This is a genomic window from Tamlana carrageenivorans, assembly GCF_002893765.1.
GTDB classification, from domain to species: domain Bacteria; phylum Bacteroidota; class Bacteroidia; order Flavobacteriales; family Flavobacteriaceae; genus Pseudotamlana; species Pseudotamlana carrageenivorans.
Genome location: NZ_CP025938.1, coordinates 2,479,828 through 2,506,087, shown reverse-complemented (window position 1 = coordinate 2,506,087; position 26,260 = coordinate 2,479,828). Strand labels below are relative to the sequence as shown.

Genomic DNA, 26,260 nt, shown 5'->3' with positions numbered 1-26,260 from the left:
CATTATTACTGAATTAAATAATTAACTATAGTGCTTTGTACATAGTAACTTTTGATAGACTCTATTTGGTTCATTTGAAACTTGAGTTGTAGTTCTTGAATATCTAAAACATCATTAAAATCTATGGTTCCTGTTTCGTAACTTTTAATTAAAATATCCTCTGCGTCTTTAGCTTGTTTTAAATTCTTGGTTTGCGTTTCAAAACTTATTCTAGCAGAAATACGATCGTTAATCGCTTTGCTTAAAAGTGTTTCCAAGATGTTTAAACGTTCTTGCTTTTGAGTTTTTAATTCTTGCTGCGCTAACACATTTTGTTTCGTTTGAGACTTATATTTTTTATTAAAAATTGGAATTGAAAGTGTAACCATAGGCATCACAATATCTTTACCGTTATCGGAGAAATTCATGTCTGGTCTTGGCTCTATATTTATGTAGTCCAAACCAAAACCAATCATTGGGCTACTTTCTTTTTGATTTAGTAACTCTGAGTGTTCTATGGATTGATATAGTTTATCGTACTTCAACAATTCTGGGTGCAACTCTAGATTATTTGTACTCATTTCAAAGTCTTCTGAAGGCAACATTAAATTATCTACTACCACTACAGCGACATCACTTTTCCTATTCAAAAGCTTATTAAATTTAGTTTGTTCAGCTAAAAATTGTTGATGCAATACATCTTTTAATTGTTTCATTTCATTTTGACGCATTTGCAATCGCAACACATCTACAGCAGATGCTTTACCAACCTCAACAGCTGTTAATGCTAATGTTTCATAAGTTTCTAACAACTTGATATTTTCCTGTAACACTTCTTGCTTTGCTTTATTAGCATATAAATTATAATAAGATTGTGATACAGAAGCCATTAATTTTCGCTTAGCAATAACAATGTCTTCAAATTTTGCATCAGCTAAAGCATTAACGTAATTTTCTCGTGAGGTAATTGAACCAAACCAGGGTATCATTTGTTTGGCCGACAATTTAAATCGCTGCGCCCCAGTACGTGTTTCTGGTTCACTTACAAAGTAACCTACCCCAAATTCTGTATTAGGAATGGTATTAACTTCATTCACTTTTTCTGAAGCTATGCTGTATTGCAATTCAAACTTTTGTATTTCTGGATTGTTGTTCAATGCTTCATTAACAAGTGTTTCCAATTCCTGTGCATTAGAAATACTAAAAATGAATAAACCTAGTAGTGTATAAATTAGTCTTTTCATTTGTTTACTCTTTTTAACTTAAACTCTTCTCTCCAGCTATATAAAACAGGTACAATAAAATAAGAAGTAATGTCAATTACCATACCTCCAAAAATTGGAATTGCCATAGGTATCATTATATCACTTCCTTTACCTGTGGATGTTAGTACAGGCAAAAGCGCCAAAATTGTAGTAACGGTTGTCATTAAACACGGGCGAATACGTTTTCCTGCTGCTTGCAAAGCAGCCATTCTAATATTCTTTTTATCAGTTGGTTTGTCTCGCTCAAAAGTTTGCGTGAGGTATGTTGCCATGACCACACCATCATCGGTAGCAATACCGAAAAGCGCAATAAACCCAACCCAAACAGCCACACTTAGATTGACCGTTTTCATATTAAATAGGTCCCTCATGTTTTCACCAAACAAACTGAAGTTGAAAAACCAATCTTGACCATACAGCCATAGCATAATAAAACCACCAGCAAAAGCCACTGCTATTCCAGTAAATACCATTAATGAGGTGGTAACAGATTTAAATTGAAAATAAAGAATTAAGAAAATAATAATCAGGGCTAATGGAACAACGACAGACAATGTTTTTTCTGCTCTTAATTGATTTTCATAAGTTCCTGTGAATTTATAACTGATACCTTTTGGAACCGTCAATGCTCCTGAATCAATTTTCTGCTGAAATAAGGCTTGCGCATTTTCAACCACATCAACTTCTGCAAACCCATCTAATTTATCAAACAACACATACCCAACTAAAAAGGTGTCTTCACTTTTTATGACTTGCGGACCTTGCTCATACCGGATGGTTGCCAATTCACTTAAAGGCACAGGACTTCCTTTTTCAACAGGAATATAAATACCTTTTATAGCTTCAGGGTTACTACGTAATTCTCTTGGATAACGTACACGAACAGCATAACGTTCTCTACCTTCAACAGTTTGGGTTAAAGCCATACCTCCTATGGCTACTTTTAGTACGTTTTGCACCGTTTCAATTGACACACCGTAGCGTGCTATTTTTTCTCTATCAATATCAATTAGCAAATACGGTTTTCCAACAATTCTATCTGCAAAAACAGCTTCAACTTTAACACCTTCTGCGTGTTTAAGAATACTTTCTAATTGCAAACCAAATGCTTCAATTTGTTTTAAATCTTGGCCTTTTACTTTTATGCCCATTGGTGCGCGCATACCTGTTTGAAGCATGACCAACCTGGTTTCTATGGGTTGTAATTTTGGTGCAGAAGTAACACCAGGTAGTTTGGTAACTCTAACAATTTCATTCCAAATATCGTCTGGTGATTGAATTTCTGGGCGCCAGTTTCTGTAGAACTCTCCGTTATCATCTTCAATTAATTGAGAACTTTTGATGTCATTTATATTGACATTTTTAGTGTTATTAGGATTTGCTATATAACCACCGGCTTGTAACTCGAATAATCCATCCTCATTTACTTTATAACGTTGTTTTTTTCCTTCGGAATCTCGCAGATATTCTGATTTGTATTGAATGATATTTTCATACATGGACAAAGGTGCAGGATCTAAAGCTGATTCGGTTCGACCAGCTTTTCCAACTACAGTTTCAATTTCTGGAATTGTGGCTACAGCCATATCTAATTGCTGAAGTACTCTTTTGTTTTCTTCTACCCCGAATGAGGTAATGAGGTTGGCATTAACAAAAACGAACCTTCATTTAAAGACGGCATAAATTCCTTTCCTGTGTTATTCATTATCCAAATTCCAGAAATAAGCACCGTAGTTGGTATCATTAGAAACAAAATTTTATTAGCTAAAGCCCAGTTTAAAATCTGTTCGTAATACTTTCTAAAAATTGAAAATATCCCTAAAATCCCGAAGCAGATAATAGCTACAAAAATTAAGTTTATAAAGATACTTCTATCAAAACCTAGTGGTCTCCAATATTCTGCAAGAAGGAAAACAATAGCAGCACATGAAATGATAATATTTACAAGGTTGCTGTTTTTTTTGTTCAGTTTACCCAAAACACTCAATAATCCTGTAACCCCAAAAGCCACTAATATGGCACCTAACCAGTAACCAAATGCCATAAACACGATTCCTGCGACTATTAATACACCGTTTAAAATGTATTTATACGACTTTTTAAAGCTAGTTTTCCTGAATAAATAAGCTGCGAAAGGAGGGATTAAAAACAAAGCTATAACTAATGAGGCAGACAGCGCCATGGTTTTAGTAAAAGCAAGAGGTCTAAAGAGTTTCCCTTCTGCTCCAATCATAGTAAATACCGGAACAAAACTGATAATTGTAGTTAATACTGCAGTCAAAATAGCGCCAGATACTTCTGCTGTTGCATTATATATCACTTCATTTGTAGTTAACGCTGTACCGTCTTCTCGCAGGCGTAATTTATCATCATCAAGATGGCGAATCATATTCTCTGCAAGTATAACCCCTACATCTACCATGGTACCAATAGCGATAGCAATACCCGAAAGCGCCACAATATTAGCATCTACATGAAACAGTTTCATGGTAATAAAAACCATTAATACAGCAACAGGCAGTAACCCAGAAATTAAAATGGATGCTCTTAAATTGAAAACCATCACAATAATAACCAGAATAGTAATTAATATTTCTAAGGTTAATGCTTCATTAAGAGTTCCTAAAGTTTCTTGAATCAATTCTGTTCGGTCATAAAATGGAACAATGGTTACTTGAGAAGTGCGGCCATCTGCCAGTACTTTTGTTGGCAACCCTCCTTTCAATTCTTCAATTTGTGATTTTACATTGTTAATGACTTCCATGGGATTAGCACCGTATCGTGCCACAACCACACCACCAACGACTTCTGCACCTTCCTTATCCAATAAACCTCTTCGGGTTGCTGGTCCCAATGATACTTTACCAATATCTTTAATTTTAATTGAAGTAAAATCTGCGGAAGTAACAACTGCATTTTCAATGTCTGAAATAGACTTTACATAGCCCAAGCCACGCACTAAATATTCGGCTTGATTGATTTCTAAAGTCTGCGCACCAATATCCTGATTACTACTTTTAACAGCTTTTACGATCTGATTTAAGCTTATGTTATATTGACGCATTAACTCCGGATTGACATCCACTTGATACTCCTGAACATACCCTCCAATAGAAGCTACTTCAGAAACGCCACTTGCTGAAGACAAAGCGTACTTTACATAGTAATCTTGAATACTACGCAATTCATGTAAATCCCAACCACCAGTAACTTTTCCGTTTTCGTCGCGTCCCTCAAGCGTATACCAAAATATTTGTCCTAATCCTGTTGCATCTGGACCCAAAGCAGGATTAACACCTTCGGGCAATAACCCACTTGGTAATGAGTTTAGTTTTTCTAGAATACGACTTCGACTCCAATAAAATTCTATATCTTCTTCAAATATGATATAGATGCTTGAAAAGCCAAACATTGAAGAACTACGAATGGTTTTTACTCCAGGAATACCAAGCAACGAAGTGGTTAATGGATAAGTAATTTGGTCTTCTATATCTTGGGGTGAACGACCATCCCACTTTGTAAATACTATTTGTTGATTTTCGCCAATATCTGGTATGGCATCAACAGCCACAGGATGACTTGGCAAAAATCCTGTATCCCAATTAAAAGGTGCATTTACCGTTCCCCAGCCCACAAAAAGGACGAGCAATAGCACGGCAACGAGTTTATTCTCGATAAGAAATTTGATTGCTTTATTAAGCATATTATTTGATTATTAAACAGTTAGACATTGGTTGGATACCTAATAACCTTTAAAATAATCGACTGAATTCGTTTCTATTTCCTTTATATTTCAATATAAAATAGAACCGTAACTTTGGCTATGCTTATATTTTCTATTTCATCTAAAGAAAATATAATTCAAATTCATAATCAATCATTTTAAAGTTCATTCGGTATTAAGAAAACACCGAATACAACAAAATATCCTTATGACATACAGCCATAGGATAAAACAGTCTATTGTTTAAAAATCAAATTAAATAAGTCTCGTCGATTTTGAAGATTTCTTTTATGACGAGTGGCGGCTTGTATTCTTCGTAAGAAGATACATTGTTATCTAAACCTTCAAAAAGATTAATGTAAGTATAAACGAAGGTGGCGATAAAAACTTGTTGCTCAAAAGTAATTTTATCAAGTTGAAGTTGTAGTTCGTCTTGACCATCGACTAGCAATTGCACATCATTACAGCAGTTCTTTTTAGTAATCGAACAACCTTCGGTTAAAGGGTTTTGCATTTCCATTCCACAACCTTTCGCTTTATGGAATATAGCTGTTTCAACCAAATTATCCCCACAATAATGCATATTGAGCGTAAATGACAATGTAGAGAATAACACTACAAAAGCCATTAACACGGACATTATTTTATGGGTTACTTGCTTCATACTGAATGCGAAGTTACAAAATTTAATAATATGTTGATTTGATTAACAAAAGTTTAAACTATTAATCCCAATGCATGCGCTGCAACCTAACCGCATTCAAAATAGCCAATAATGCCACACCTACATCAGCAAAAACAGCTTCCCACATGGTAGCCAAACCACCTGCTCCTAAAATCATTACAATTACTTTTACCCCAAAAGCTAATACGATATTTTGCCAAACGATTTTACGTGTGGAACGACTAATTTTAATAGCCTTTACCACTTTTGAAGGTTGGTCTGTTTGAATAATAACATCTGCTGTTTCAATAGCGACATCGCTTCCTAAACCGCCCATTGCTATACCTATATCACTTGCTGCTAAAACTGGCGCATCATTAATACCATCACCAATAAATGCAATTTTGTTTTCGGGGTTTTGCTTTAAAAGTTCAACTTCTTTCAATTTATCTTCAGGTAATAATCCGCCTTTGGCATGTTCGATATTTAATTCGGAAGCCACCTTTTGAGTAATGGAATCTTTATCACCAGAGAGCATCATGATACTGTTAACACCAACCTTATGTAGGGCAGAAATTGTTTCTTTTGCATCATCTTTTAATTGATCTGCAATAACCACATAACCTGCGAATTTATTATCTATAGCAACTAATACAATGGACTCTACAATAGATTGGGTTTCGGTTGGTACATCAATTTTATTAGCAGTCATCAACGCTTTATTTCCAACTAAAACAATCTTGCTATTTATGTTACCTTTTAATCCTTTTCCAGCTATTTCAGTAACGTCTGAAGCTTTATAAGCTGAACTTTCATCTTTATATTCTAAAATAGCCTTTGCGATGGGATGCGTGGATTGCTCCTCCATAGCCATTAGGTACTTCATAAATTCTATTTCATCCCATCCAATAGCTTTGATTTCTTTTATTTTAAAAACACCTTTAGTAACCGTTCCTGTCTTGTCCATTACCAAAGTATTTACCTTGGTCATGACATCCAAGAACGAAGCGCCTTTAAATAAAATTCCATTTTTTGAAGCCGCTCCCAAGCCACCGAAATACCCCAAAGGAATAGAAATAACTAATGCACACGGACAAGAGATTACCAAGAATATTAATGCTCTATATAACCAATCTCTAAAGACATAATCATCTACAAAAAAATACGGCAGCAACGTAACACCTATTGCTAAAAACACAACTATAGGTGTATAAATACGTGCAAATTTTCTAATGAACAATTCGGTTTTAGATTTACGAGATGTTGCATTCTGCACCATATCGAGAATACGTGCAATGGAACTATCCTTAAATTCTTTGGTGGTTTCTATTTCAATGACACCATCTAAATTGATGCTTCCTGCAAATACCTTTTCTCCTTTTAAAATCGTACTTGGTTTACTTTCTCCTGTTAATGCTGCTGTGTTGAATGAACCTTTGTCGGAAAGTAGAATACCATCTAAAGGGATTTTTTCTCCAACACGTACTTGCACTTTTTCACCAATTTGAACCGTTTCTGGATTTACAGATACATAATCATTATTTCGATATACTAAGGCTTCATTTGGTCTGACATCCAATAAGGCTTTTATATTTCCTTTCGCCCTGTTTACTGCTGCATTTTGGAATAACTCACCTACTGCGTAAAATAACATAACCGCAACACCTTCTGGGTATTCGCCAATAATGAATGCTCCAATAGTAGCCAAAGACATTAATAAAAACTCTGTAAACACATCACCTTTTTTAATGCTCTCCCAACCCTCTTTAACTACAGGTAACCCCACTGGCAAATAAGCTATGCCATACCAAATAATACGCACCCAATCCTTGAAGAAGTTAACATCAAAATAATCTAAACCAATACCAATAATAAGCATTGAAAAACTTATGATTGCTGGAATATAGGCTTTAATATTACTTGAACTGCCACTATGATTGTGACCATCATCGTGACTATGTTGCTCTTCTGAATTTGGTTTTAAATCTCTTAAATTGACTTTCTTTTTTTTCATCTCATTTGCATTAAATTCTTAATATCATCAGGAATAGGCATAGGCTTTAATGGAGGCACATTGGCACCTCCGGTATTACCAAGAGGCACGTGGTTTATAAATGATTTCCAACCACCAACAAGCAACCTTAATATTTGTCCGAATACTTCTTTAGTATCTTTTTGCATCATACCAAACTTTAGCATTAACCAATGCGAATTCATGTGCTGAACAGGATAAGATTGGCCAATAATATGACTTCTTTCTAAATGATACCAAGCCTTGCTATACTGCTTAACTCTTAAATAGTAGCGATAATATTTCAATTCTTTATGGTAGACTCGTTTAAGATGTTTTGGAATTTTTACATTAACCGTCATGTCCTTTACTTTTGATTAAAAGTAGTTTAATAATTCGTGCAATGGAAGTGCAATTATTGTCCGCTACATTTATCACAAACACCTTTAACCACCAAGTTTACATTTTCGGAAACAAAGCCTTCGGGGACTTTAATTTGCGGAATTTTATGTTCTGTTAAGCAAATGGTTTCACCACAGTTATTGCAATGAAAATGCAAATGTAAATCGGTTTCAATTTCGCAATTACATCCAATTTCACACAAAGCATATTTTGTAATTCCTGTACCATCATCTATTTGATGTACAATGGCATTGTCTTCAAAAGTTTTTATGGTTCTGTATAAGGTTGTTCTATCTGCTTTTTCAAAAGTTTTTTCTATATCACTTAAGGTCACCGCTACTTGTTTATTTACAAGAAACTTATAAATTAATAAGCGCATTGCCGTAACGCGAATATTTTTTGACTCTAATAATTGTTCGATTGTTTGCATAATTAATGTGCGTGTTCTGCTTCTCCCTTTTTCATTTCTGCTATAAGGTAATAGGCATTATTATAAGCAAATTTTATATCTGGTTTAATTTCTTCCACAAATTGGATAGCTACCCAATCGCCATCTTTTGCGCCCAAAATCACTTCTATAGGTTTAAAAGCCCACGCTTCATTTTCCCTTTCAGCGGAAAACGCAAAAAATTTATCACCCTCTTTTACTATCGCACTTTCGGGCAAGGCCATAATTTCCGAATTTTCTATTAAGATTTTCCCTTGTATATACATTCCGGGAATAAGGCTATTTTTTTTATTTTCAATCTCTGCGTGCACATGTACCGCTTTAGGGTTGTCTTCAAATGTTTTACTTACCGAATAGATTTCTGCTGTTAGTTCTTTACGCTGCATTGTTTGGACATTAAAGATTACTTTTTGACCTTTTTTTACTTTATGCACATCTTTTTCAAACACCATTAAATCTGCATGAACGTGATCTGTATTTACGATTTCAAAAAGTTCGGTTTGGGGTTCTACAAATTGCCCTGTTTTGACTTCAACCTTTTGAACAAAACCATCTATTGGGCTTCGCAATGAAATACTTTGTACTATAGTTCCATTTCGTACAGCTAAGGTATTAATATTTAATAGTTTCAACTGGGCCTCCAAACCTTTTACCATAGCTTTAGAAGCCTCATATTCGGCTTCAGCTTTTTGAAAATTTGCACCAGAACCAACTCCTGCATCATATAATTTTTGCTGACGTTCGAAATTCTTCTTTAAAAAATTACTATTGCTAAAAGCATTCAAATAATCGGTCTGTATTTTTATTATGTTAGGATGCGATAGATAAGCAACAACCTGACCTTTATTTACTTTATCTCCTTCAATTACTTTTATTGATACGACATTTGCACCAACTACCGAAGTTATTGCCGCTTCACTTTGCGGAGGCACTTCTAATGTACCATTGGCTTCTACATAACCACTCATATTACGCATGGCTAGGGTGTCTATTTTCATTTTTAACGCATCAAACTGATTTTGTGATAGCATCACTTCTTCTTCATCATGGTGGTCATCATTTTCTGGCTTTGCATCTTCATTATGTGCATGACCATCACCGTCATTATGGCTTTCTTTATTTCCGCACGCTGTTGCTATAATTGATACTATAAAAAGTGTGAGGATTATATTTAGTATATTTTTCATTGTCTAAAATTTTGTAAGTGTATTGACCTTTATTTACAAATACCCATTATGGGCTTCATTTTCTTATTGATTAAAATATTGTAGTTGAAATATGCTTTCTAGATAGTTTACTAAAGCTATTTGTGCTTGCAGTTCTGATTGAATTGCTTCATTTATAAGTTGCGTGAAAGCTGTGTAATCAATTTCGCCTTCTCGATAAGCAAACAAAGCTCCTGTTTTTTGATCCTTAATAAGTGGTAATACCTCATTCTTATAGAACAGCCAGGTCGTTTCCCATTTTTTGTAATTCTCTTTGGCTTGATTAAATCTAGATTGCACTTCCTGTTGTTTAAACAGCATATTGGTTTCGGCAATTTGTTTATCGATCTGTGCAGTTCTAATCTGTGATTTAGTTGTACCAGATAAAAACGGTATGGAGATACCTGCTTGATAGGTATAAAATCCAGAATTCCCATTAACCTTTTGCAAGCCACCTTGAATATTGAATTTTGGCAGGTTTTCAGCTTTAGCAGCTTTATAGTTTGCTTCGGCTTCTGCTACTTGAAGTTGCGAAAACGCATATAAAGGGTGCGCTTCTAAATTAAAGGTATCTACATTTATTTCGCTCGCTATATCAATGTTATCTGACACAGTATAAAGTACATCTGAAACCAGCCAAAGGTTTAATTGCTGTAATGCTATAGTGTATTCACTTTTTGATTGCATTAACTTACTTCTTATCTGTAAGGCTTGGTTTTTAGCAGCGGAATATTCCAATTTTGATATAGCTTCTACTTCATAATTTAATGCTACTGCATTTTCAAAGTTTACATAAATGGAATCCAGCTCTTTATATAGATTATAATTTCGCTTACTTTTAAAGGCATTTGCCCACATTTTTTTAACTTCCAACTCTAATTCCAACTCTGAAAGCTGAAAAGCTTTTTCTGCTAATTGAATACGTTGCTCAAATAATTTTTGTTTTGGTGCTATGCCAAATACATCAATATTTGACTGACCAAGACCAATAGTCGTGTAAATACCAGAATCATTCTTTAGTTCTTCTCCCCCTGTAAAAATTTGTGTGGTACCAAAATCGAAAGCCGTACCTTTTAACTGTTTCTGCTTATCAATTTCAAGCTGTCGTTGTTTTAAGCTTGGATAGTTTTTTTTGGCCAAGTTCACAGCTTCTTGCATAGAAATTGTAGGCAACTTGTCTGTTTCTTGCTGTGCGTTTCCAGATATTGGGAACAAAAAGATAAAAGCTATAATGGTAGTAACTGTAATTACTTTTTTGTTATCTCTAAAATGGAATGATTTGTTTTCTACCCAATGATACAATATAGGTAAAACGAATAAGGTTAATAATGTAGAAGTTAACAAGCCACCTATTACAACTGTTGCTAAAGGCCGTTGTACTTCGGCTCCAGCTGATGCTGAAATTGCCATAGGTAAAAAGCCTAAAACATCTGTAAAAGCGGTTAACATAATAGGCCTAATTCTTCGTTTAGTTCCTTCTACAATTCTATCTTTTAAGTTTGTTACGCCCTCCTCTTTTAATTCATTAAGTCCACTAATCATAACCAAGCCGTTTAAAACAGCAACACCAAACAAAACAATAAACCCAACACCTGCCGAAATGCTAAATGGCATATCTCTTAACCACAATGCTACGACTCCACCAATGGTTGCCATAGGAATTGCGATATAGATCATTAAAGTTTGAGGTAAGGATTTTAAAGCAAAATAAATAAGAACAAAAATGAGTAAAAGCGCTATTGGCACAACCGTTAGCAAGCGATTACTGGCACGCTCTAAATTTTCAAAAGCTCCTCCATAGCGAATAAAATAACCTGAAGGCAGTTCTAATTTTGCATCTAGTTTAGTTTTAATTTCACCTACCAAAGATTTTACATCACGACCTCTTACATTAATCCCTACATAAGTTCTTCGGTTTGTATTGTCTCTACTGATTTGCATTGGACCAGCTTTGTAACTTATATCAGCTACTTCGCGAAGCGGAATTTGCGCACCAGAAGGCAAGTTGATATACAAATTTTGCACATCTGTTATGTCTTTACGATTACGAGAACTTAATCTAACTACTAAATCAAATCGCTTTTCACCTTCAAAAATAACACCTGCTGTACCACCTGCAAAGGCTGTTTGAACGATTTGATTTAAGGTATTTATTTTCAGTCCATATTGGGCTAATTTATTTCTGTTATAGGTGATTGTTAATTGTGGCAATCCGGTTGTAGCCTCTGCTTTCATATCGCCAATACCATCTGTACCTGCTATAATTTTACTTATTTCTTCTGCCTTTTGCGACAATACATTGATATCTTCTCCATAGAGTTTTATAGCAATATCTTCTCTAACACCTTCAAGTAATTCATTAAAACGCATTTCAATAGGTTGTGTAAATTCATAATTTACTCCAGGAACCATTTCTACGGCTTTTTTCATTTGTTCGATGAGTTCATCTTTAGATGTTACAGTAGTCCATTCGCTTTTTGGTTTCAGTATTACAAATACATCTGCAATATCCATAGGCATGGGATCGGTTGGAATTTCGGCAACTCCAATACGGCTAACAATTTTTTCGACTTCAGGAAATTTAGCTTTTACAATTTGCTCAATTTTTGTCGTTGTTTCAATAGTTTCTGTAAGGGAACTTCCTGGTTTTAAAATGGCATGGAAGGCAATGTCACCTTCATCCAATTGAGGAATGAATTCTCCACCCATTCTCGTGAACATAAAGACTGCAATACCAAATAGCATGACTGCAATGCCAATAATCCATTTTCCTTTATGTAAGGCTTTGACCAACAAGGGTTGGTATTTGTCCTCAACCCAATGCACAAATTTATCGCCATACGACAGTTTGTTATTTTTAGGTGCTCTTAAAATCAAGGCGGACATCATTGGTACATACGTCAAACAAAGTACCATGGCACCAATCATTGCAAATATAAATGTTAATGCCATCGGTTTGAACATCTTGCCCTCAATGCCTTCTAATGCTAATATGGGCAGGAATACTATTAGAATAATTAGCTGACCAAAAAATGCAGCATTCATCATTTTTTTTGAGGCATCGGCAGCAACAGTATCACGTTCTTTTGATGTCAATTTTCGTTTTTTTAAGACTTGAGAAGCTATTAAAAAAACAGTACTTTCTACAATAATTACTGCCCCGTCGACAATGATACCGAAATCTATGGCGCCTAGACTCATTAAATTAGCCCATACATCAAACACATTCATTAGTATAAATGCGAATAATAGCGATAAAGGAATTGTTGAAGCGACTATTAAACCACCTCTCCAATTACCTAATAAAAAAATTAGAACAAATATTACTATAAGTGCACCTTCAACAAGGTTTCCTGACACTGTTGAAGTTGTTTCTGCTATTAATTTACTACGGTCTAACAAGGGTTCGATAATCACACCTTCTGGCAATGATTTTTCGATTTGAGCCATTCGTTCTTTTACATTCTCGATAACATCATTTGAATTTGCACCTTTAAGCATCATTACTAACCCCCCAACAACTTCGCCTTCGCCATCTTGGGTTAATGCGCCATAACGAATAGCAGAACCAAATTGTACTTTAGCAATATCTCCAATGGTAATTGGAATATTATTGATGGTTTTCACGGTGATTTTTTTAATATCATCTAAGCTTCGTACCAAACCTTCACCTCTAATAAAATTAGCTTGATGGTTTTTCTCGATATATGCACCACCTGTGTTTTGATTGTTGGCTTCAAGGGCTTCAAAAACCTCGGTAATTGTTAAGCCGATCGCTTGGAGCTCGTTGGGGTCGACAGCGACTTCATATTGCTTAATTTTGCCACCAATGGCATTAACTTCAACAACTCCCTCTACCATTGCCATTTGACGTTGCACAATCCAATCTTGCATCGTTCGTAAATCGGTTACCGAATATTTGTTTTTATATTCCGGTTTTACTTTAAGAGTGTATTGATAAATTTCTCCCAAACCTGAAGAGATTGGTCCCATTGATGGCTCACCAAAACCATTTGGTATTTGGTCTTTGACTTCGTTTAGTTTTTCAGCCACTAATTGACGTGGTAAATAGGTACCCATATCATCGTCGAAAACTATAGTAACTACAGATAAACCAAAACGAGAAATGGATCGAATTTCCTGAACCTGGGGCAAATTACTCATGGCCACTTCTACTGGGTAGGTTACAAATTGCTCAATGTCCTCGGTCCCCAAATTAGGTGCTTGCGTAATCACTTGAACTTGGTTATTGGTAATATCTGGAACAGCGTCGATGGGTACTTGGGTCATACTCCAAATGCCTGCTCCTATTATGGTAAGCGTTAGCAAACCAATAATGAATTTATTATTGATTGAAAAATCAATGATTTTATTAATCATAGAAAATGTTTTAATTCAGTTAAACTTTTCGATACAATTCTGATAAGAAAATAGAATTGCTCGAAATGAAAAGAACCTTAGAGGTTCAAAATTGGATAGAGTTATCCTTAAAAAAACTGAATTATGCCCTTGGAGGCTGGAAAAGCGATTCCAAATATCTGGAAGTAAAGTTTACTTTATGTAAGTTATACTGTTTTTTCTCATCAAATTTTAGTTGATTGGTTATAGCCAAAGTGTTGTTCGCTATAATTAATACCAAAGGGTGGCAACATTGATTATGAGAATGGACTGGTATATTTTCCTTATCGTGGTTATGAGGATGCTCTTCATTTTCAGTATCACTGGCAAAGTAGTCTTCAACGACATATTCAAGAAAAGAGTCTCCATAGACTTTATGATCTTGATAATGGGCAATGATGCTTGAAATTTCTTTAATTGACCCACAAAAGTCCATATCTAAACTAATTCCTTGAAAAAGGAATAAAATAGACATTGATATGGAAAAGAATATTTTCATATAATTTAAACAAATATATAAATTAATTAATGCAATGGTTGTGCAAAAAACCTCATTCATTTTATTAACTTTTATTTTCAATTTTAAAATCTATGGAAAACACACATTGCTTTTAATTTATCATTACATTTTCAAAAAAGAGTATTGAATATAAAGCTATTGTTTGACATTAACTTTAATAGGTTGGATGATGGTTTGATTGAATAAGCTTAGAAAATAAATTTCTTAACACCTGTTAGTCATCTCTATTGGGGTTAATGTTGGTATGCCTACCTTTTAACCATGGGAACTACAAACTTCTTAGATGCTATCTTGTTTGGCTGATTTTTAACACAGATATGAACCGATTTTATTATGGGATAAATTGCAATTTCAATTTGTGAAAAATCATCAATAGTGAAAATCCCCCAAGTATCAATAGCTTTAGGGCCATTCCAAATTAACGTTGCTAAATAAGGATTGTCGATAAATGGGTTTCTATTACCTTGGTACTCGGCTATTTTATTATTTCGGTATATTTCTTCTTGAGACACCGGATCTTGTTCGTTCCAAGTTAATAGGATATCGGGCAAAGCATCGTTTTTAGAGTAATTGATGGACCCACCTGCAACGGCGGTTGGCAAGCATTGTGTTGGGTAACGTAGATACATATACATGATTATTCTAGCGACATCACCTACCCACTCTTCTCCTGGATAAAAATCACCCATACTAGTTACTGTTGCATTACCAGAACCAACATTGTACATTCTATTGCTACGGTATGAATTCATATCGCTATCGGCTGGCTTTAGATTATGTACATCGGTACCAGCACCTGCATAACTGGTTGCTAATTTTGGTGCTGCTAATGATTTTGGAAAAACATGTTCTCTTGTCCAATAGCCTTTACAAGAGTTTGTATGACAAGATAGACTTTTACTTCGGGTTCTGTGATTTCTAATATTAGAATCGGCATTATTGTAACCATAAACGAGTAGCACCTCAGCAGAATTTACTACCACTAAATCACTTTCTTTTAAGATATCCCAAGTATCGGTACTTGTTGAGGTATAAGGTATTTGGCCTGTATGCGTTTGTGTAATTAGGATTGAAAGCTGCTCCTTTATTTCGATTGGGGTTTTAGTGAAGTCGATGCTATTGTAATACTCTGGGATTTGAGCAAAACAACATAACGGGAAAAGAAAAAGTAGATTCAGTAATTTAGGCAATTGATAAGGGTTACATTTTAAGGGTGTAAATTAGTTGATTTTGGCAGTTAAAACAAGATTTATGATATTGAGATATCCCACTGCGTTCGATATGAAAAGTGTATTTGAAACCCCCATAAGAAAACTCAACTCGGAATTTATTCCTTACATGTTACTGTGTTTCATTAATTATCCATTCCGTTGATGAATGTTTGAATGAAATCTTTAATTTTTTGAGTTACTCTTGTACTTATAGATTCTCTATGCAATACACTTGGGCGTTTTTCTAGGGCGGCAATAACCTCATCTTCAGTAGCCATTCTTCCTGTAAAAAGAAAATCGTTTATAATGTTTTCTACCTTCTCTTGCTTTAAAGCTTCGGTTGTACTTAAATCGGCTAATGCATTTTTAGTTTCTTCTTTCCAATAAGTTTTAAATTCATCTTCTACATTATCGTTATCGGTGATTTTAAGCAGATTGTTTTGGATGAATTTTTCTATTAAAACGCGCTTGCTTCTTAATTCTGATTCGCCTGCTATTAAATCGATAATTTGCTTTTTCTGTTTCGCCTGGTCTTTAGGTTTGGCATCTTTTAATTTAGCTAACAGTTTCATAATGTATGCTACATTGATTTCATCGCGATGGATTAATTCTAATTCGAAATCAATTTCATCTAATATAGATACCGATTCTTTTTGGCTATTGGTTTTAATTTTATCGTAGAGGTCTAAATACTTACTTGTATAATCTGCGAATTCCTGATCTTTCATATAGGTATCATCAAAAGTGAATTCGACGAAAGAAGACAGGATGTTTTTTAACCGCATGATTTCACGAAAGGCTTTGGCAAACTCTAATTCATCATTTTCGGTAACTAAATCGTTTACACTGTCTACCGTTGGCGCAATACTCATTAAGACCTTGTAAGCTTCATTAAATTTCTTTATTTGCTCTTCATATGGCGCTATAATTATAGTTTCTTGAGCGTTCTTATCTGAAAACAAAGCAATGGCGTCGTCGGTGTTTTGTTTTAGGTTACGAAAGGCTAAAATGTTTCCTTGAGATTTCTTTTCGTTTAAGATTCTGTTAGTGCGGGAATAGGCTTGAATTAAGCCATGGTAATTTAAATTTTTATCTACGTAAAGGGTGTTTAAGGTCTTACTATCAAAACCAGTAAGAAACATGTTTACCACCAATAAAATATCAATTTGTTTGTTTTTTACACGCTGCGAAATGTCCTTTTTATAGCTAAGAAAGGTTTTACCGTCTTTAGCCGAATGTTTAGAGCCAAATTGCAGGTTATAATCTGTAATGTATTCGTCTAATTTATCTTTATGAGGCATGATGCCATAAGCTGCTCTAGGTTCTGCTGCCATGGGTTGATCTGGAAAATCTTCTTCTGGAATTTCACCAGTAGCCTCCTTATCTTCTGGATTTGGGGCATAGGAAAAAATTGTTGCAATATTTAGACGGTGTACTCCAGCTTCTTTTTTAGCCTTTAATAGCTCGTAATATTTAATTAGAATATCGACACTGCTTACACAAAACATGGCTGTAAATGCTCTGTGATGTGTTTTACGGTTGTGGTTTGCTATGATGTAATTGGTAATGGAATTTAAATATTCATTACTTTCATATACTTCTTGCTTATTGATATCTTCAACTTTAACATCTTCTATGCCTTCTTTATTTTTGAAAACATTGTAATATTCAATTGAAAATTTTAAAACATTTTCATCTCTAATAGCATCTGTGATTACGTATTGGTGTAAACACTCGTGAAATAGGTTTGCGGTGGTTTGTTTTATGCTTTTTTTACTAATGGCATTTTTAACAAAAATAGGTGTACCCGTGAAGCCAAATAATTGATGGTTGGTAAAGAAATTAACAATACGTCTATGAGTATCGCCAAATTGAGAACGGTGACACTCATCAAAAATAAAGACTATTTTTTCACCTTTTAAAGCTTCGATTTGTTTTTTAAATTTGGCTTTAGATATGGCACTATTCAATTTTTGTATGGTGGTTACTAAAAGTGGCCTACTGTTATCTAAAAATTGTTTTACTAGTGTTTTGGTATCTTCGGTACCATCTATACTTTCTTTATCGAATGCCTGAAATTCTCTAACGGTTTGGTCGTCTAAATCTTGTCTGTCTACTACAAAAACAACCTTTTTAATTTTAGGGTTATGTGTTAATATTTGACTTGCTTTAAAGGATGTAAGTGTTTTACCCGATCCTGTTGTGTGCCAGATATAGCCGTTTTTATCGCTATTTTTTACCCTATCGATAATTGATTCGACTGCATAAAATTGATACGGCCTAAGTACCATAAGAGTTTTATCGCTTTCATGCAGTACCACGTATTTGGTTATCATTTTTGCGATGTGACAAGGCTCTAAAAAGATATTGGCAAAGGGCTCTAATTGTGTGATTTTTTTATTCTTTTCATCGCTCCAGAACGAAGTAAATTTGAAGCTTTGTTTTTGACTATTCGCATAATACTTAGTATCGACCCCATTACTTATAACAAAAATTTGTACGTAATTGAACAGTGCATTATTGAAAGCAAAGGATTCCTTTTGATAGCGTTGAATTTGATTAAAGGCTTCTTTAAGTTCGATACCTCTTCGCTTTAGCTCAATTTGAACTAAAGGCAATCCGTTTATTAGAACAGTAACATCGTAACGGTTTTCTCGTTTGCCATTTATAGTTACTTGATTGGTAACCTGGAACTGATTTTGACACCAGAAATCTTGATTGATAAACTCGATATATGCCTTGTCGCCATTATCTTTTTGAAGGACATATTTATCGCGTAATGTTTTCGCCTTATCGAAAATATTACCTTTAGAAAGGTGTAATAGAATACGGTTAAACTCTGGTGTGGTAAAGGTGGTTTTATTATGCTTTTCTAACTGTGTTTTTAGGTTGCTTAATAAATCATCTTCCGTTTTAATAGTAATTGGTTTATGACCTAGCGCTATTAACTGGCTTACTAAATTATTTTCGAGTACTTGTTCTGGTTGGGTTGTCATAAATTATTATTTCCACAAAGGTTCATTTTGCCAATTGGGTTTCATACCTAAAGCGTTTGGGTCGACGTTAGGGTATTTAACAAACAGGGCATTCAATTTATTAGCGAATTCATTTTTAGGCAAAATCGTATTTAGCATATACCGCATTAAACACATGTGCACATATAGTTTTGAAAACTCATGTTGTTTAGGCACATTTAAAGGGTCTAGTATCCATGGGTTAGGTGGTTTAGGCAATAATTTTACGGTACCTGGTAAATTACGGTTCCATAATCTTGAATGGTGCGCACAAAAGTTACGAATTTGAGCAATAGACTGTAACCAACTTGGCAAATAGGTATGATTTACAGCACCAAAATCTTTAGCTATATCATTTTTAGCTTTAACACCATTTTTTAAATTACCATACAACTTTGATAATGCACCAAAACTGGTTTGCTCTAAAGATTTCCATGCTGGTGGAAACCTACCATCTTCCTTATGTTTTTTAAGGTGTTTTTTTATTGATTCGTCTTTAGTACGGGTTATTTCTTCTTCTAAATTAGAAAGTGTTTTTACTAAGGCCTTACAATCATTAAATAGTTCGAAATTTTGAAACCACCAAGGATCGGATTCATGGGATAAATAGTAAATTAATTTGGTACGTAAACTAATTTCAATTTTCTCTATCACATCAAAAAGCAGGAGCCTGAGTTCGGCATCAAAATTATATAAAGCAATAGCGTCTTCGAATTTACTATTAGGTTTAAATATATGTTTTTCTTTATCGGATTGCATGACATACCAATATTCACCTAAACGGTAATAGCTAATATTTATCAGGTATTTTTCGGCAATACGTGGGTGCTTAATAATTAAACCACGCTCTTGTAGTTGCTCTACTTGTTGGGAAAGTGTAAATGCAGGTTTACTAAACATAAGGTTGATTTTGAGCTAAACGTACCTTATAAAAAGCAAAAGACACACCCTGGGACGCTGTTCTAATGGGTAGCGTGGTGTGTACTGTTGCCACAAAAGTATACTTTTTATACCATTTAGCCATAGGTATTAACATTTTTATTAAAGTTTTTAAATTTTATGCTACACAAACATTTGCTGTAATAAGCCCTTTTTAAAGCTTTGTGCCTTTTCTATTTTGGTGGTTACGGCTTCTATTTTTTTATCGATATCTGTTAAGAAATTAGCGATTTTAATTTGCTCATCAAGACAGGGAATTAAAACTTGTAAATTTTTCATATCAGAACCGTATAAATGATAAACCGTTGAACCTGAAACTAATTTCATTACATCATTTCTAAAATGTTTGATATAATGTGCCAGATATACACCTTCAATCTTTTTAATATCTTGTCTAATAATTAATACATCACCACCCAAAATAACATCTGATTCTTTAATACAACTTGCTGTTGCTAAACCATTAGGTGTAACATCTGAAGTAGGCATTAAAACATCGTTTACCTTTGACAGAATAGTCTTATCATTATCATTTGTTCTACTAATTATATTATCAATTAACTCATTATATTTTGTGAAAAGCTCTCCATAGTGAATACACTTATATTGACCATCACATACTATTTCACTTTTAGGCAAACCTTTTCCTTTTAAAAATTTTACTGATTTACCTAATTTGTTTTTTTGCCAATTAGGAAACTCTTTACCCTCATCATCTTTAAATCGTAATTCTTGATTAAAGATTTTTTGCATGATGCCTTTTTTGTATTGCTCTAAAAGGGTTTTCTTTTTTGTGAGTTGGGTTATTTTAGTATCTACATCTGTAAGGAATGCTGCTATTTTTTGTTGTTCTGGAAGTTGAGGTAAATAAACTTTTAATGATTTAATATCATCGGTTTCTAATTTGCCAGCACCAATACCTGTGCCAACAACCATATTAAGTATTTTATTCTCTTTTGAACAAAACCATTGGTACAAATATTCAACAGTTACTTTTTTGTTAGGAATTAATGACTTTAAATCTTGATTAAAAGCAACATCTTTTTCTGTAATACCAATTGGTATTTTATTATAAAGCATACTACCCCTTACTAAAAGAAGTAAAGTGTTTTTTGGAGCCAATTTAGATCCTCTACTCAACCCCTCCTCTGTTAACGTCCTCTCGGAATTTGAATAAAATTTTCCAAGCATAGAAGATGCACTTATCCAAGGGATATTTCCATTCCAATAATTCGGATTATCTTTTTTTGGAGTACCTCCTGATTTGAACTCTACTAGACTTAATACTTTAACTTCTTTTATTTTTTCCTCAAACTCTGGAAACCTCAACTGTGGTATATTTCGACTAGGCACAATAGAACTTAATTGTTTTTCCATCATTAAAAAGGCGTTTTAATATTTAGCTCAGCACAATAAGAAGCGATGCGTTTATCCGTTTCAGCAATTTCTATATCTAACGCTTGTATCTCTTCTGCAACGGCATTAATATCGATGGGCTCTTCTTCTTCAAAGGTATCGACATAACGGGGGATGTTGAGGTTGTAATCGTTATCGGCTATTTCTTGTAAGGTGGCTCTATAACTGTACTTGTCTTTCACCTCCCTGTTGGCATAGGTGTTTGTAATTTCGGCAATATGCTCTGGTAATAGCTTATTTTGATTGCCTTGTTTTTCGAAATGATTGGAGGCGTCTATAAACAGAACATCTTCGTTTGCCTCTCGGCATTTTTTAAGTACCAGGATACAGGTTGGTATGCTGGTGCCAAAAAAGATGTTTGCCGGCAAACCTATAACGGCATCGATATAATTGCGGTCTTCTATTAAATATCGCCTAATATGGCCCTCGGCACTTCCTCTAAATAACACGCCGTGTGGCAGTACGGTTGCCATGATTCCGTTTTCGTCTAAATGATGTACCATGTGTTGCACGAATGCGAAATCGGCTTTGGTTTTTGGGGCTAGTTTACCGTATTGGCTAAACCTATCGTCTGTACTAAAAATGCCTTTTGCCGACCAGTTTGCAGAAAAAGGTGGGTTTGCTACAATGGCTTCTGCTTTTAAATCAATATCGAGGTGCTGCGGTTCTTCTAGGGTGTCTTCCTGCTTGATGTCGAACTTGGAGTAGTGTACTTCGTGCAGAATCATATTCATACGTGCTAAGTTGTAAGTGGTACGGTTAAGTTCTTGACCGTAAAACATACCTACATCGTCTACTTCTTTAGCTACACGCAGTAATAAGGACCCACTACCACATGTTGGATCGTACACCGATTTGATTCGTTTTTTACGTGTGGTTACAATTTTTGCCAATATGGTTGATACTTCCTGAGGGGTATAAAATTCGCCTGCTTTTTTACCTGCTCCTGCCGCAAACTCACCGATTAAATATTCGTAGGCATCGCCTAACAAATCGCTTTCTGTATCTTGTAACTGAAAGTCTATTTCATCTAAATGGGTAATGATTTTGGCTATGATTTCATTTTTAGCTTTTACGGTTTTTCCTAATTTGGAAGATGTTAGGTCTAAGTCTTCGAAGAGTCGGATGAAATCGTCTTCGGAGTCGGTACCCATAGTACTTTGTTCGATATTATTTAGGATGTGTTCTAAATCTTCGATAATAAAAAACTGTGTTGCTTCGTCGTTATCGTTGGTTTGTATATCACTTAGGTTATTTCCTTTTTGAGCAATAGAGGTAAATAATTCGCTGGGTTTTAAGAAGTAGCCTAAATTTTTAATACATGCTTTTTTAACAGCATCGATATATAATTTGCCATCTGCAGTATTCTCGTCTATTTGCTCGTAGGTTATATTGTCTGGTTCTAAAATCTCATCGGCATATAGGTGTAGTTTTTCGGAAAGGTATTTAAAGAATATAAAGCCTAAGATGTAATTTCTGTAATCGTCTGCATCCATCTTGCCTCTTAACAAGTTAGCTATAGCCCATAATTGTTTTTCGAGTTGTTTTTTCTGTTCTTCTGACATTGATTGTATTGGATTGTATAAGAAAGCTTAAAAATAGGATATTTAATTGTATTGGGATGGTTGGTTTTGGAGGGAAATTTGCAGTGGATAGAAAGTCCTTTATGTTTTCCTTGCGATTACTTCCTATTTTAATCACAACGGGTTTATAGACTCTTGGCATAAATTTCATTGTTAGAAAAAGAAATTGAACACACCAAAAACTAGAAATTACGACGAACTACATTATTTTCTCTTATCTCTAGTATTGTCATCAAAAGCAATAAGATTAAACATACTGCGCATTCGGGAACGAACACGCTCGCCGTATTTTTCTTCTAACTCTTGAGCGTTGAGGTTGGTGGTAATGTGGGTGAAAATTTTCCTTTTAGATGTTTGGCTGGGAATATGACCAGAATCGCAAAAGAGATCGTAACGTGACAAAATAATTTCCCCCATGACATTGCAGTCGGTACCGTAATGTTTTCCTTTTTGTTCGACTCCTAAATCGTCGAAACAGTAAGTATCCTGGTCGGTGTAATCTTCAATAGTTTTATACCCAATGTTATTAAAACTAAACACAATGTTTCTTGCTGGAATACATTTGAATGGTCGTTTATGAGGTGCGACAAAAGGAAGGAGTTTCATTAATGTTGTTTTACCACAGCCCACGGGACCCGATAAAAGAATACCTTTTTTGATATCGATACCCAAGTTGACACAAAAGGCCTCGTCATGCACATAATAACTTATTAATTTTAATAGCACTTCATGGTCTTCTTGATGGATTTTAAAATGCTTGCCAAAAAGCAATTTACCTTTAGCTTCTAGGTAGATTAAAATTTTCTGAAAGTTGTAATTGATTTGATTTCCCTTTAATTCGCCCAACTGATAGGTAATTGCACCTTCAACGATAATGTGCGGTTTTTGTGAATTGAAAATGGTTGTTGAATGATTCATAGCGGTTGGTTATAATTTTTATTGCGGATAGTATGAAGGCTGTCTGTTGCTTTTTGTTCGACATTTTTTGTTTTCTCTAAAGCTTCAGCTTGAAGCATCCAACTTTGTGCTGCTGCTTGCCAATTTTCAATTTGACTTTTTCCTTTTTTCCAACCTACAGACTCGTAATGATTGAAAAATTTCGCAGCATGATTAGTATGCCAATTTTTTGAAATAAAAAAATCAGTAACATTTTCTAAATTTTTTGGTTTAAAAATGTTTACCGGTTTTTTATGTTTAGTATTGTTTATATAACGCCCCGATACTTGTACAGGGCTTGTACCATTTTTGGTACAATGTCGCACCTCTACTTGTTCTGTACTTGTACCTAAAGCGAACATCTTAATTTTACTTCCCATTTGCGGGTTCCTTGAAGGCAGATATTTAAAATATTGCCAGGTATCTAAATCCCTCATGCATTTATGATAGGTTCCTTTAGAGCCTATTTTAGACAACAACATAACATCGTTACGGTTTATAAAAAACTCATCAGCAAATCGGGCATTATTCCAGAAATGAAAAAGCGCCATATACATGCTTACATGGGTCGTGTTTAATCTGCTATCTGATGAAAACACATTAAAGACTTGATTTAAATGGCTTATATAATTAATGGATTGCATAGCTCTTTATTTAAATTACGGCATGACTAATACCCTCCAATTTCATAAAACTGGAGGTTTAGCATTGATTAAAACTTAAGAGAGAGAATTTAAAAGCGATTGCTTTTTAAATATAAAACTGGAGAACTAAATCTATTTAGGAACCTTGAATGTGATTACTTTCGAGGATTTCATTAATTAAGTGGGCATTGTAATAAATGACACTTCCAAATTTTGTGTAGGGTAAAGTACCATTGATTCTAAGATTTTGAAGTGTTCCTGCTGATATACTTAGCATCTTTCGAACTTCTGATGACTTAATCCATTTTTTAGGTTTTTCGTTCTGAGGCTCGGCCATTAAGTTTTGGATATCACCAAGTAATTCTGATTTAAATTCATTTAAATCCTCTAGCGTTAAAATTTTAATGCTCATAGTTTCGTTAATAATTGAGTTTAAAAGTTTACCTTTTTAAAAAAAGGTTTTTAATGGTTAGTATTAGTTGAATTTGACTTTCGTTTGGCAAATTTGCAACTCCTTTTTGAAAATTATCCACAATGATATCGAAGTTGGGATTATATGGGTGCAGTAATGTTTGGTATAATTTGTAACATATTATATTACTATATAATTGAGCTTTTAAACTTATTCCAACAAAATCCATGTGTATGATTTTATTTACAAACAAATTTACCTATACACAAGTTGGGTACTAGTTGGGTGTTTATGACTATAAACAATAAACCTAAAAAACATAGTTGTCTATTAATGGTTTAGACTATTTTACTTTAGTAAACAGAACTATAAAACACATTTAAAAGTCAATAAATTACGGGAAACCCGCAGCAAGAAAATCAAGTAACATGCAAACATGTTCGTAATTTTAGAGTATTACCTCCAAATAGAACTTAATTAGAATAAAATGAATTAAAAATTTTTATTTTTTTTTCTTAATAAAATACCATAGCTCTACAAAAAATTACTTTCTAAGGCTAAATGCTCATTATTTTTAGCTAAAAAACGTATGAAATGTAAATGGATTTACCTTCTCGTTTCTAACGAATTTTCAATCCTATTTTCTAAAGTTTCTTTTAAATTGTCTATAAACTTGGTTTTTTGTGTTCGGGATTGTAGTTCGTAATAAACTCTGGAATAATCATCTAATTTCAAGCTAAAAGCTTCCTTTAAAAAAGTTGCTAATTCCTTTAATGTGACATTCCCATTATTTATAGCATTACTTGAATGCAGCGCATACAATAACTCCACTAAATCACTTTTGGTTGCCGTCCATTTTAAATTATTATTAAAACCTTTATGGCTATTTAAAACCTGCTGACTATAGTTTGTCATCTCCTGCTTTACATACATAATAATCTCTTCATTTGCCATAATAGTGGCAAGAATGGTATCATGGCTTGTTGAAAAATTATTATCTGTACAGAAATACGCAGCTTCTGGATAGAGTTTTAAATCGATTTCACTTCTAGTGAAATATTGTTGATCATACATCGAGCTCTCCGTTCGGTAATAGTTATAAAAACTAATATTTGAATCGATATAATCCTGAAGACCTACAATATAACTTTTGTAGTATTTTAAAATGGCCTTATCTGAAATTGTTGGTTTTCTATTTTCTAAATTATAAAGCTGAGAAAAGGTAATAACTTTGCTCAAGACATAAGGCTTTATGTGTTTAAAAAACTCTATTTCCTTTTGTTGATTGAGTAAATTACTATTAGAATAATGTTGTTTAAGTTCTTTAAGAGCTTTGTAAGACACTGAATAACTTCGCTCTAATTTTTGGATGGTATCATCGTTGGATTGATCAATGTCTTCTAGTTTTTGATTTAAAAGGTTTGTAATAGTTTTGTAAATCGTTAATTCCATAGTTTTGGGTTGGTTATTTAGTTTAATATAAATTGAG

Annotated in this window: 17 protein-coding genes and 1 pseudogene; all 18 read right to left on the bottom strand. The window is 34.1% G+C overall.

The genetic code is table 11. The annotated features are described in order from the left end of the window. Nucleotides 1-5: 5 nt before the first annotated feature. Nucleotides 6-1,223, bottom strand: coding sequence for a TolC family protein (locus C1A40_RS11110; protein WP_102995948.1), 1,218 nt, complete (start codon nucleotides 1,221-1,223; stop codon nucleotides 6-8). Continuing rightward, a pseudogene (locus C1A40_RS11105) lies at nucleotides 1,220-4,947 on the bottom strand (efflux RND transporter permease subunit). The gene C1A40_RS11110 and the pseudogene C1A40_RS11105 overlap by 4 nt, the downstream one beginning before the upstream one ends. A 271-nt stretch (nucleotides 4,948-5,218) precedes the next feature. Further along, the gene (locus C1A40_RS11100; RefSeq protein WP_102995947.1) at nucleotides 5,219-5,632 is read right to left on the bottom strand and encodes an HYC_CC_PP family protein; all 414 of its coding nucleotides are present in this window, start codon (nucleotides 5,630-5,632) and stop codon (nucleotides 5,219-5,221) included. Nucleotides 5,633-5,693: 61 nt separating this feature from the next. Further along, nucleotides 5,694-7,646 carry a heavy metal translocating P-type ATPase gene (locus C1A40_RS11095; protein WP_102995946.1) on the bottom strand — a complete coding sequence of 651 codons (1,953 nt, stop codon included), beginning with the start codon at nucleotides 7,644-7,646 and terminating at the stop codon, nucleotides 5,694-5,696. After that, a complete protein-coding gene (locus C1A40_RS11090) occupies nucleotides 7,643-8,005 on the bottom strand; it encodes a DUF3703 domain-containing protein (RefSeq protein ID WP_102995945.1) in 363 nt (120 codons plus the stop codon). Before C1A40_RS11090 ends, C1A40_RS11095 begins: the two co-directional genes overlap by 4 nt. A 53-nt stretch (nucleotides 8,006-8,058) precedes the next feature. Then, nucleotides 8,059-8,475: a Fur family transcriptional regulator gene (locus C1A40_RS11085; RefSeq protein ID WP_102995944.1), complete on the bottom strand. Its 417-nt coding sequence runs from the start codon at nucleotides 8,473-8,475 to the stop codon at nucleotides 8,059-8,061. A gap of 2 nt (nucleotides 8,476-8,477) precedes the next feature. Then, nucleotides 8,478-9,680, bottom strand: coding sequence for an efflux RND transporter periplasmic adaptor subunit (locus C1A40_RS11080; RefSeq protein WP_102995943.1), 1,203 nt, complete (start codon nucleotides 9,678-9,680; stop codon nucleotides 8,478-8,480). A gap of 63 nt (nucleotides 9,681-9,743) precedes the next feature. Further along, nucleotides 9,744-14,078, bottom strand: coding sequence for a CusA/CzcA family heavy metal efflux RND transporter (locus C1A40_RS11075; RefSeq protein WP_102995942.1), 4,335 nt, complete (start codon nucleotides 14,076-14,078; stop codon nucleotides 9,744-9,746). A gap of 121 nt (nucleotides 14,079-14,199) precedes the next feature. After that, nucleotides 14,200-14,676 (bottom strand): hypothetical protein, encoded by a 477-nt coding sequence (locus C1A40_RS11070; protein WP_241910388.1) that lies wholly within the window; start codon nucleotides 14,674-14,676, stop codon nucleotides 14,200-14,202. Nucleotides 14,677-14,864: 188 nt separating this feature from the next. After that, on the bottom strand, nucleotides 14,865-15,806 hold the full coding sequence (locus C1A40_RS11065) for an endonuclease I family protein (RefSeq protein WP_102995940.1): 942 nt from the start codon (nucleotides 15,804-15,806) through the stop codon (nucleotides 14,865-14,867). 164 nt (nucleotides 15,807-15,970) lie between these two features. Then, complete coding sequence (locus tag C1A40_RS11060) at nucleotides 15,971-18,823, bottom strand: type I restriction endonuclease subunit R (protein ID WP_102995939.1); 2,853 nt, start codon at nucleotides 18,821-18,823, stop codon at nucleotides 15,971-15,973. A 6-nt stretch (nucleotides 18,824-18,829) separates the two neighbouring features. Then, nucleotides 18,830-19,741: an Abi family protein gene (locus C1A40_RS11055; RefSeq protein ID WP_102995938.1), complete on the bottom strand. Its 912-nt coding sequence runs from the start codon at nucleotides 19,739-19,741 to the stop codon at nucleotides 18,830-18,832. A gap of 162 nt (nucleotides 19,742-19,903) precedes the next feature. Then, the gene (locus C1A40_RS11050) at nucleotides 19,904-21,160 is read right to left on the bottom strand and encodes a restriction endonuclease subunit S (protein ID WP_102995937.1); all 1,257 of its coding nucleotides are present in this window, start codon (nucleotides 21,158-21,160) and stop codon (nucleotides 19,904-19,906) included. Continuing rightward, complete coding sequence (locus C1A40_RS11045) at nucleotides 21,160-22,761, bottom strand: type I restriction-modification system subunit M (RefSeq protein WP_102995936.1); 1,602 nt, start codon at nucleotides 22,759-22,761, stop codon at nucleotides 21,160-21,162. Before C1A40_RS11045 ends, C1A40_RS11050 begins: the two co-directional genes overlap by 1 nt. A gap of 222 nt (nucleotides 22,762-22,983) precedes the next feature. Beyond that, the gene (locus tag C1A40_RS11040; protein ID WP_102995935.1) at nucleotides 22,984-23,697 is read right to left on the bottom strand and encodes an ATPase; all 714 of its coding nucleotides are present in this window, start codon (nucleotides 23,695-23,697) and stop codon (nucleotides 22,984-22,986) included. Further along, entirely contained in the window at nucleotides 23,694-24,359 is a 666-nt protein-coding gene (locus tag C1A40_RS11035; protein WP_158651340.1) for a hypothetical protein, read from the bottom strand. Before C1A40_RS11035 ends, C1A40_RS11040 begins: the two co-directional genes overlap by 4 nt. Before the next feature lie 136 nt (nucleotides 24,360-24,495). Next, a complete protein-coding gene (locus tag C1A40_RS11030; RefSeq protein ID WP_068603910.1) occupies nucleotides 24,496-24,771 on the bottom strand; it encodes a helix-turn-helix domain-containing protein in 276 nt (91 codons plus the stop codon). A 606-nt stretch (nucleotides 24,772-25,377) separates the two neighbouring features. Continuing rightward, complete coding sequence (locus tag C1A40_RS11020) at nucleotides 25,378-26,223, bottom strand: RteC domain-containing protein (protein ID WP_102995932.1); 846 nt, start codon at nucleotides 26,221-26,223, stop codon at nucleotides 25,378-25,380. Nucleotides 26,224-26,260 lie beyond the last annotated feature (37 nt).

Excerpts from the sequence above, each read along its gene's own strand:
- C1A40_RS11110 (WP_102995948.1), bottom strand. The coding sequence starts at position 1,223 with ATGAAAAGACTAATTTATACACTACTAGGTTTATTCATTTTTAGTATT.
- C1A40_RS11100 (WP_102995947.1), bottom strand. The coding sequence starts at position 5,632 with ATGAAGCAAGTAACCCATAAAATAATGTCCGTGTTAATGGCTTTTGTA.
- C1A40_RS11095 (WP_102995946.1), bottom strand. The coding sequence starts at position 7,646 with ATGAAAAAAAAGAAAGTCAATTTAAGAGATTTAAAACCAAATTCAGAA.
- C1A40_RS11090 (WP_102995945.1), bottom strand. The coding sequence starts at position 8,005 with ATGACGGTTAATGTAAAAATTCCAAAACATCTTAAACGAGTCTACCAT.
- C1A40_RS11085 (WP_102995944.1), bottom strand. The coding sequence starts at position 8,475 with ATGCAAACAATCGAACAATTATTAGAGTCAAAAAATATTCGCGTTACG.
- C1A40_RS11080 (WP_102995943.1), bottom strand. The coding sequence starts at position 9,680 with ATGAAAAATATACTAAATATAATCCTCACACTTTTTATAGTATCAATT.
- C1A40_RS11075 (WP_102995942.1), bottom strand. The coding sequence starts at position 14,078 with ATGATTAATAAAATCATTGATTTTTCAATCAATAATAAATTCATTATT.
- C1A40_RS11060 (WP_102995939.1), bottom strand. The coding sequence starts at position 18,823 with ATGACAACCCAACCAGAACAAGTACTCGAAAATAATTTAGTAAGCCAG.
- C1A40_RS11055 (WP_102995938.1), bottom strand. The coding sequence starts at position 19,741 with ATGTTTAGTAAACCTGCATTTACACTTTCCCAACAAGTAGAGCAACTA.
- C1A40_RS11050 (WP_102995937.1), bottom strand. The coding sequence starts at position 21,160 with ATGATGGAAAAACAATTAAGTTCTATTGTGCCTAGTCGAAATATACCA.
- C1A40_RS11045 (WP_102995936.1), bottom strand. The coding sequence starts at position 22,761 with ATGTCAGAAGAACAGAAAAAACAACTCGAAAAACAATTATGGGCTATA.
- C1A40_RS11040 (WP_102995935.1), bottom strand. The coding sequence starts at position 23,697 with ATGAATCATTCAACAACCATTTTCAATTCACAAAAACCGCACATTATC.
- C1A40_RS11035 (WP_158651340.1), bottom strand. The coding sequence starts at position 24,359 with ATGCAATCCATTAATTATATAAGCCATTTAAATCAAGTCTTTAATGTG.
- C1A40_RS11030 (WP_068603910.1), bottom strand. The coding sequence starts at position 24,771 with ATGAGCATTAAAATTTTAACGCTAGAGGATTTAAATGAATTTAAATCA.
- C1A40_RS11020 (WP_102995932.1), bottom strand. The coding sequence starts at position 26,223 with ATGGAATTAACGATTTACAAAACTATTACAAACCTTTTAAATCAAAAA.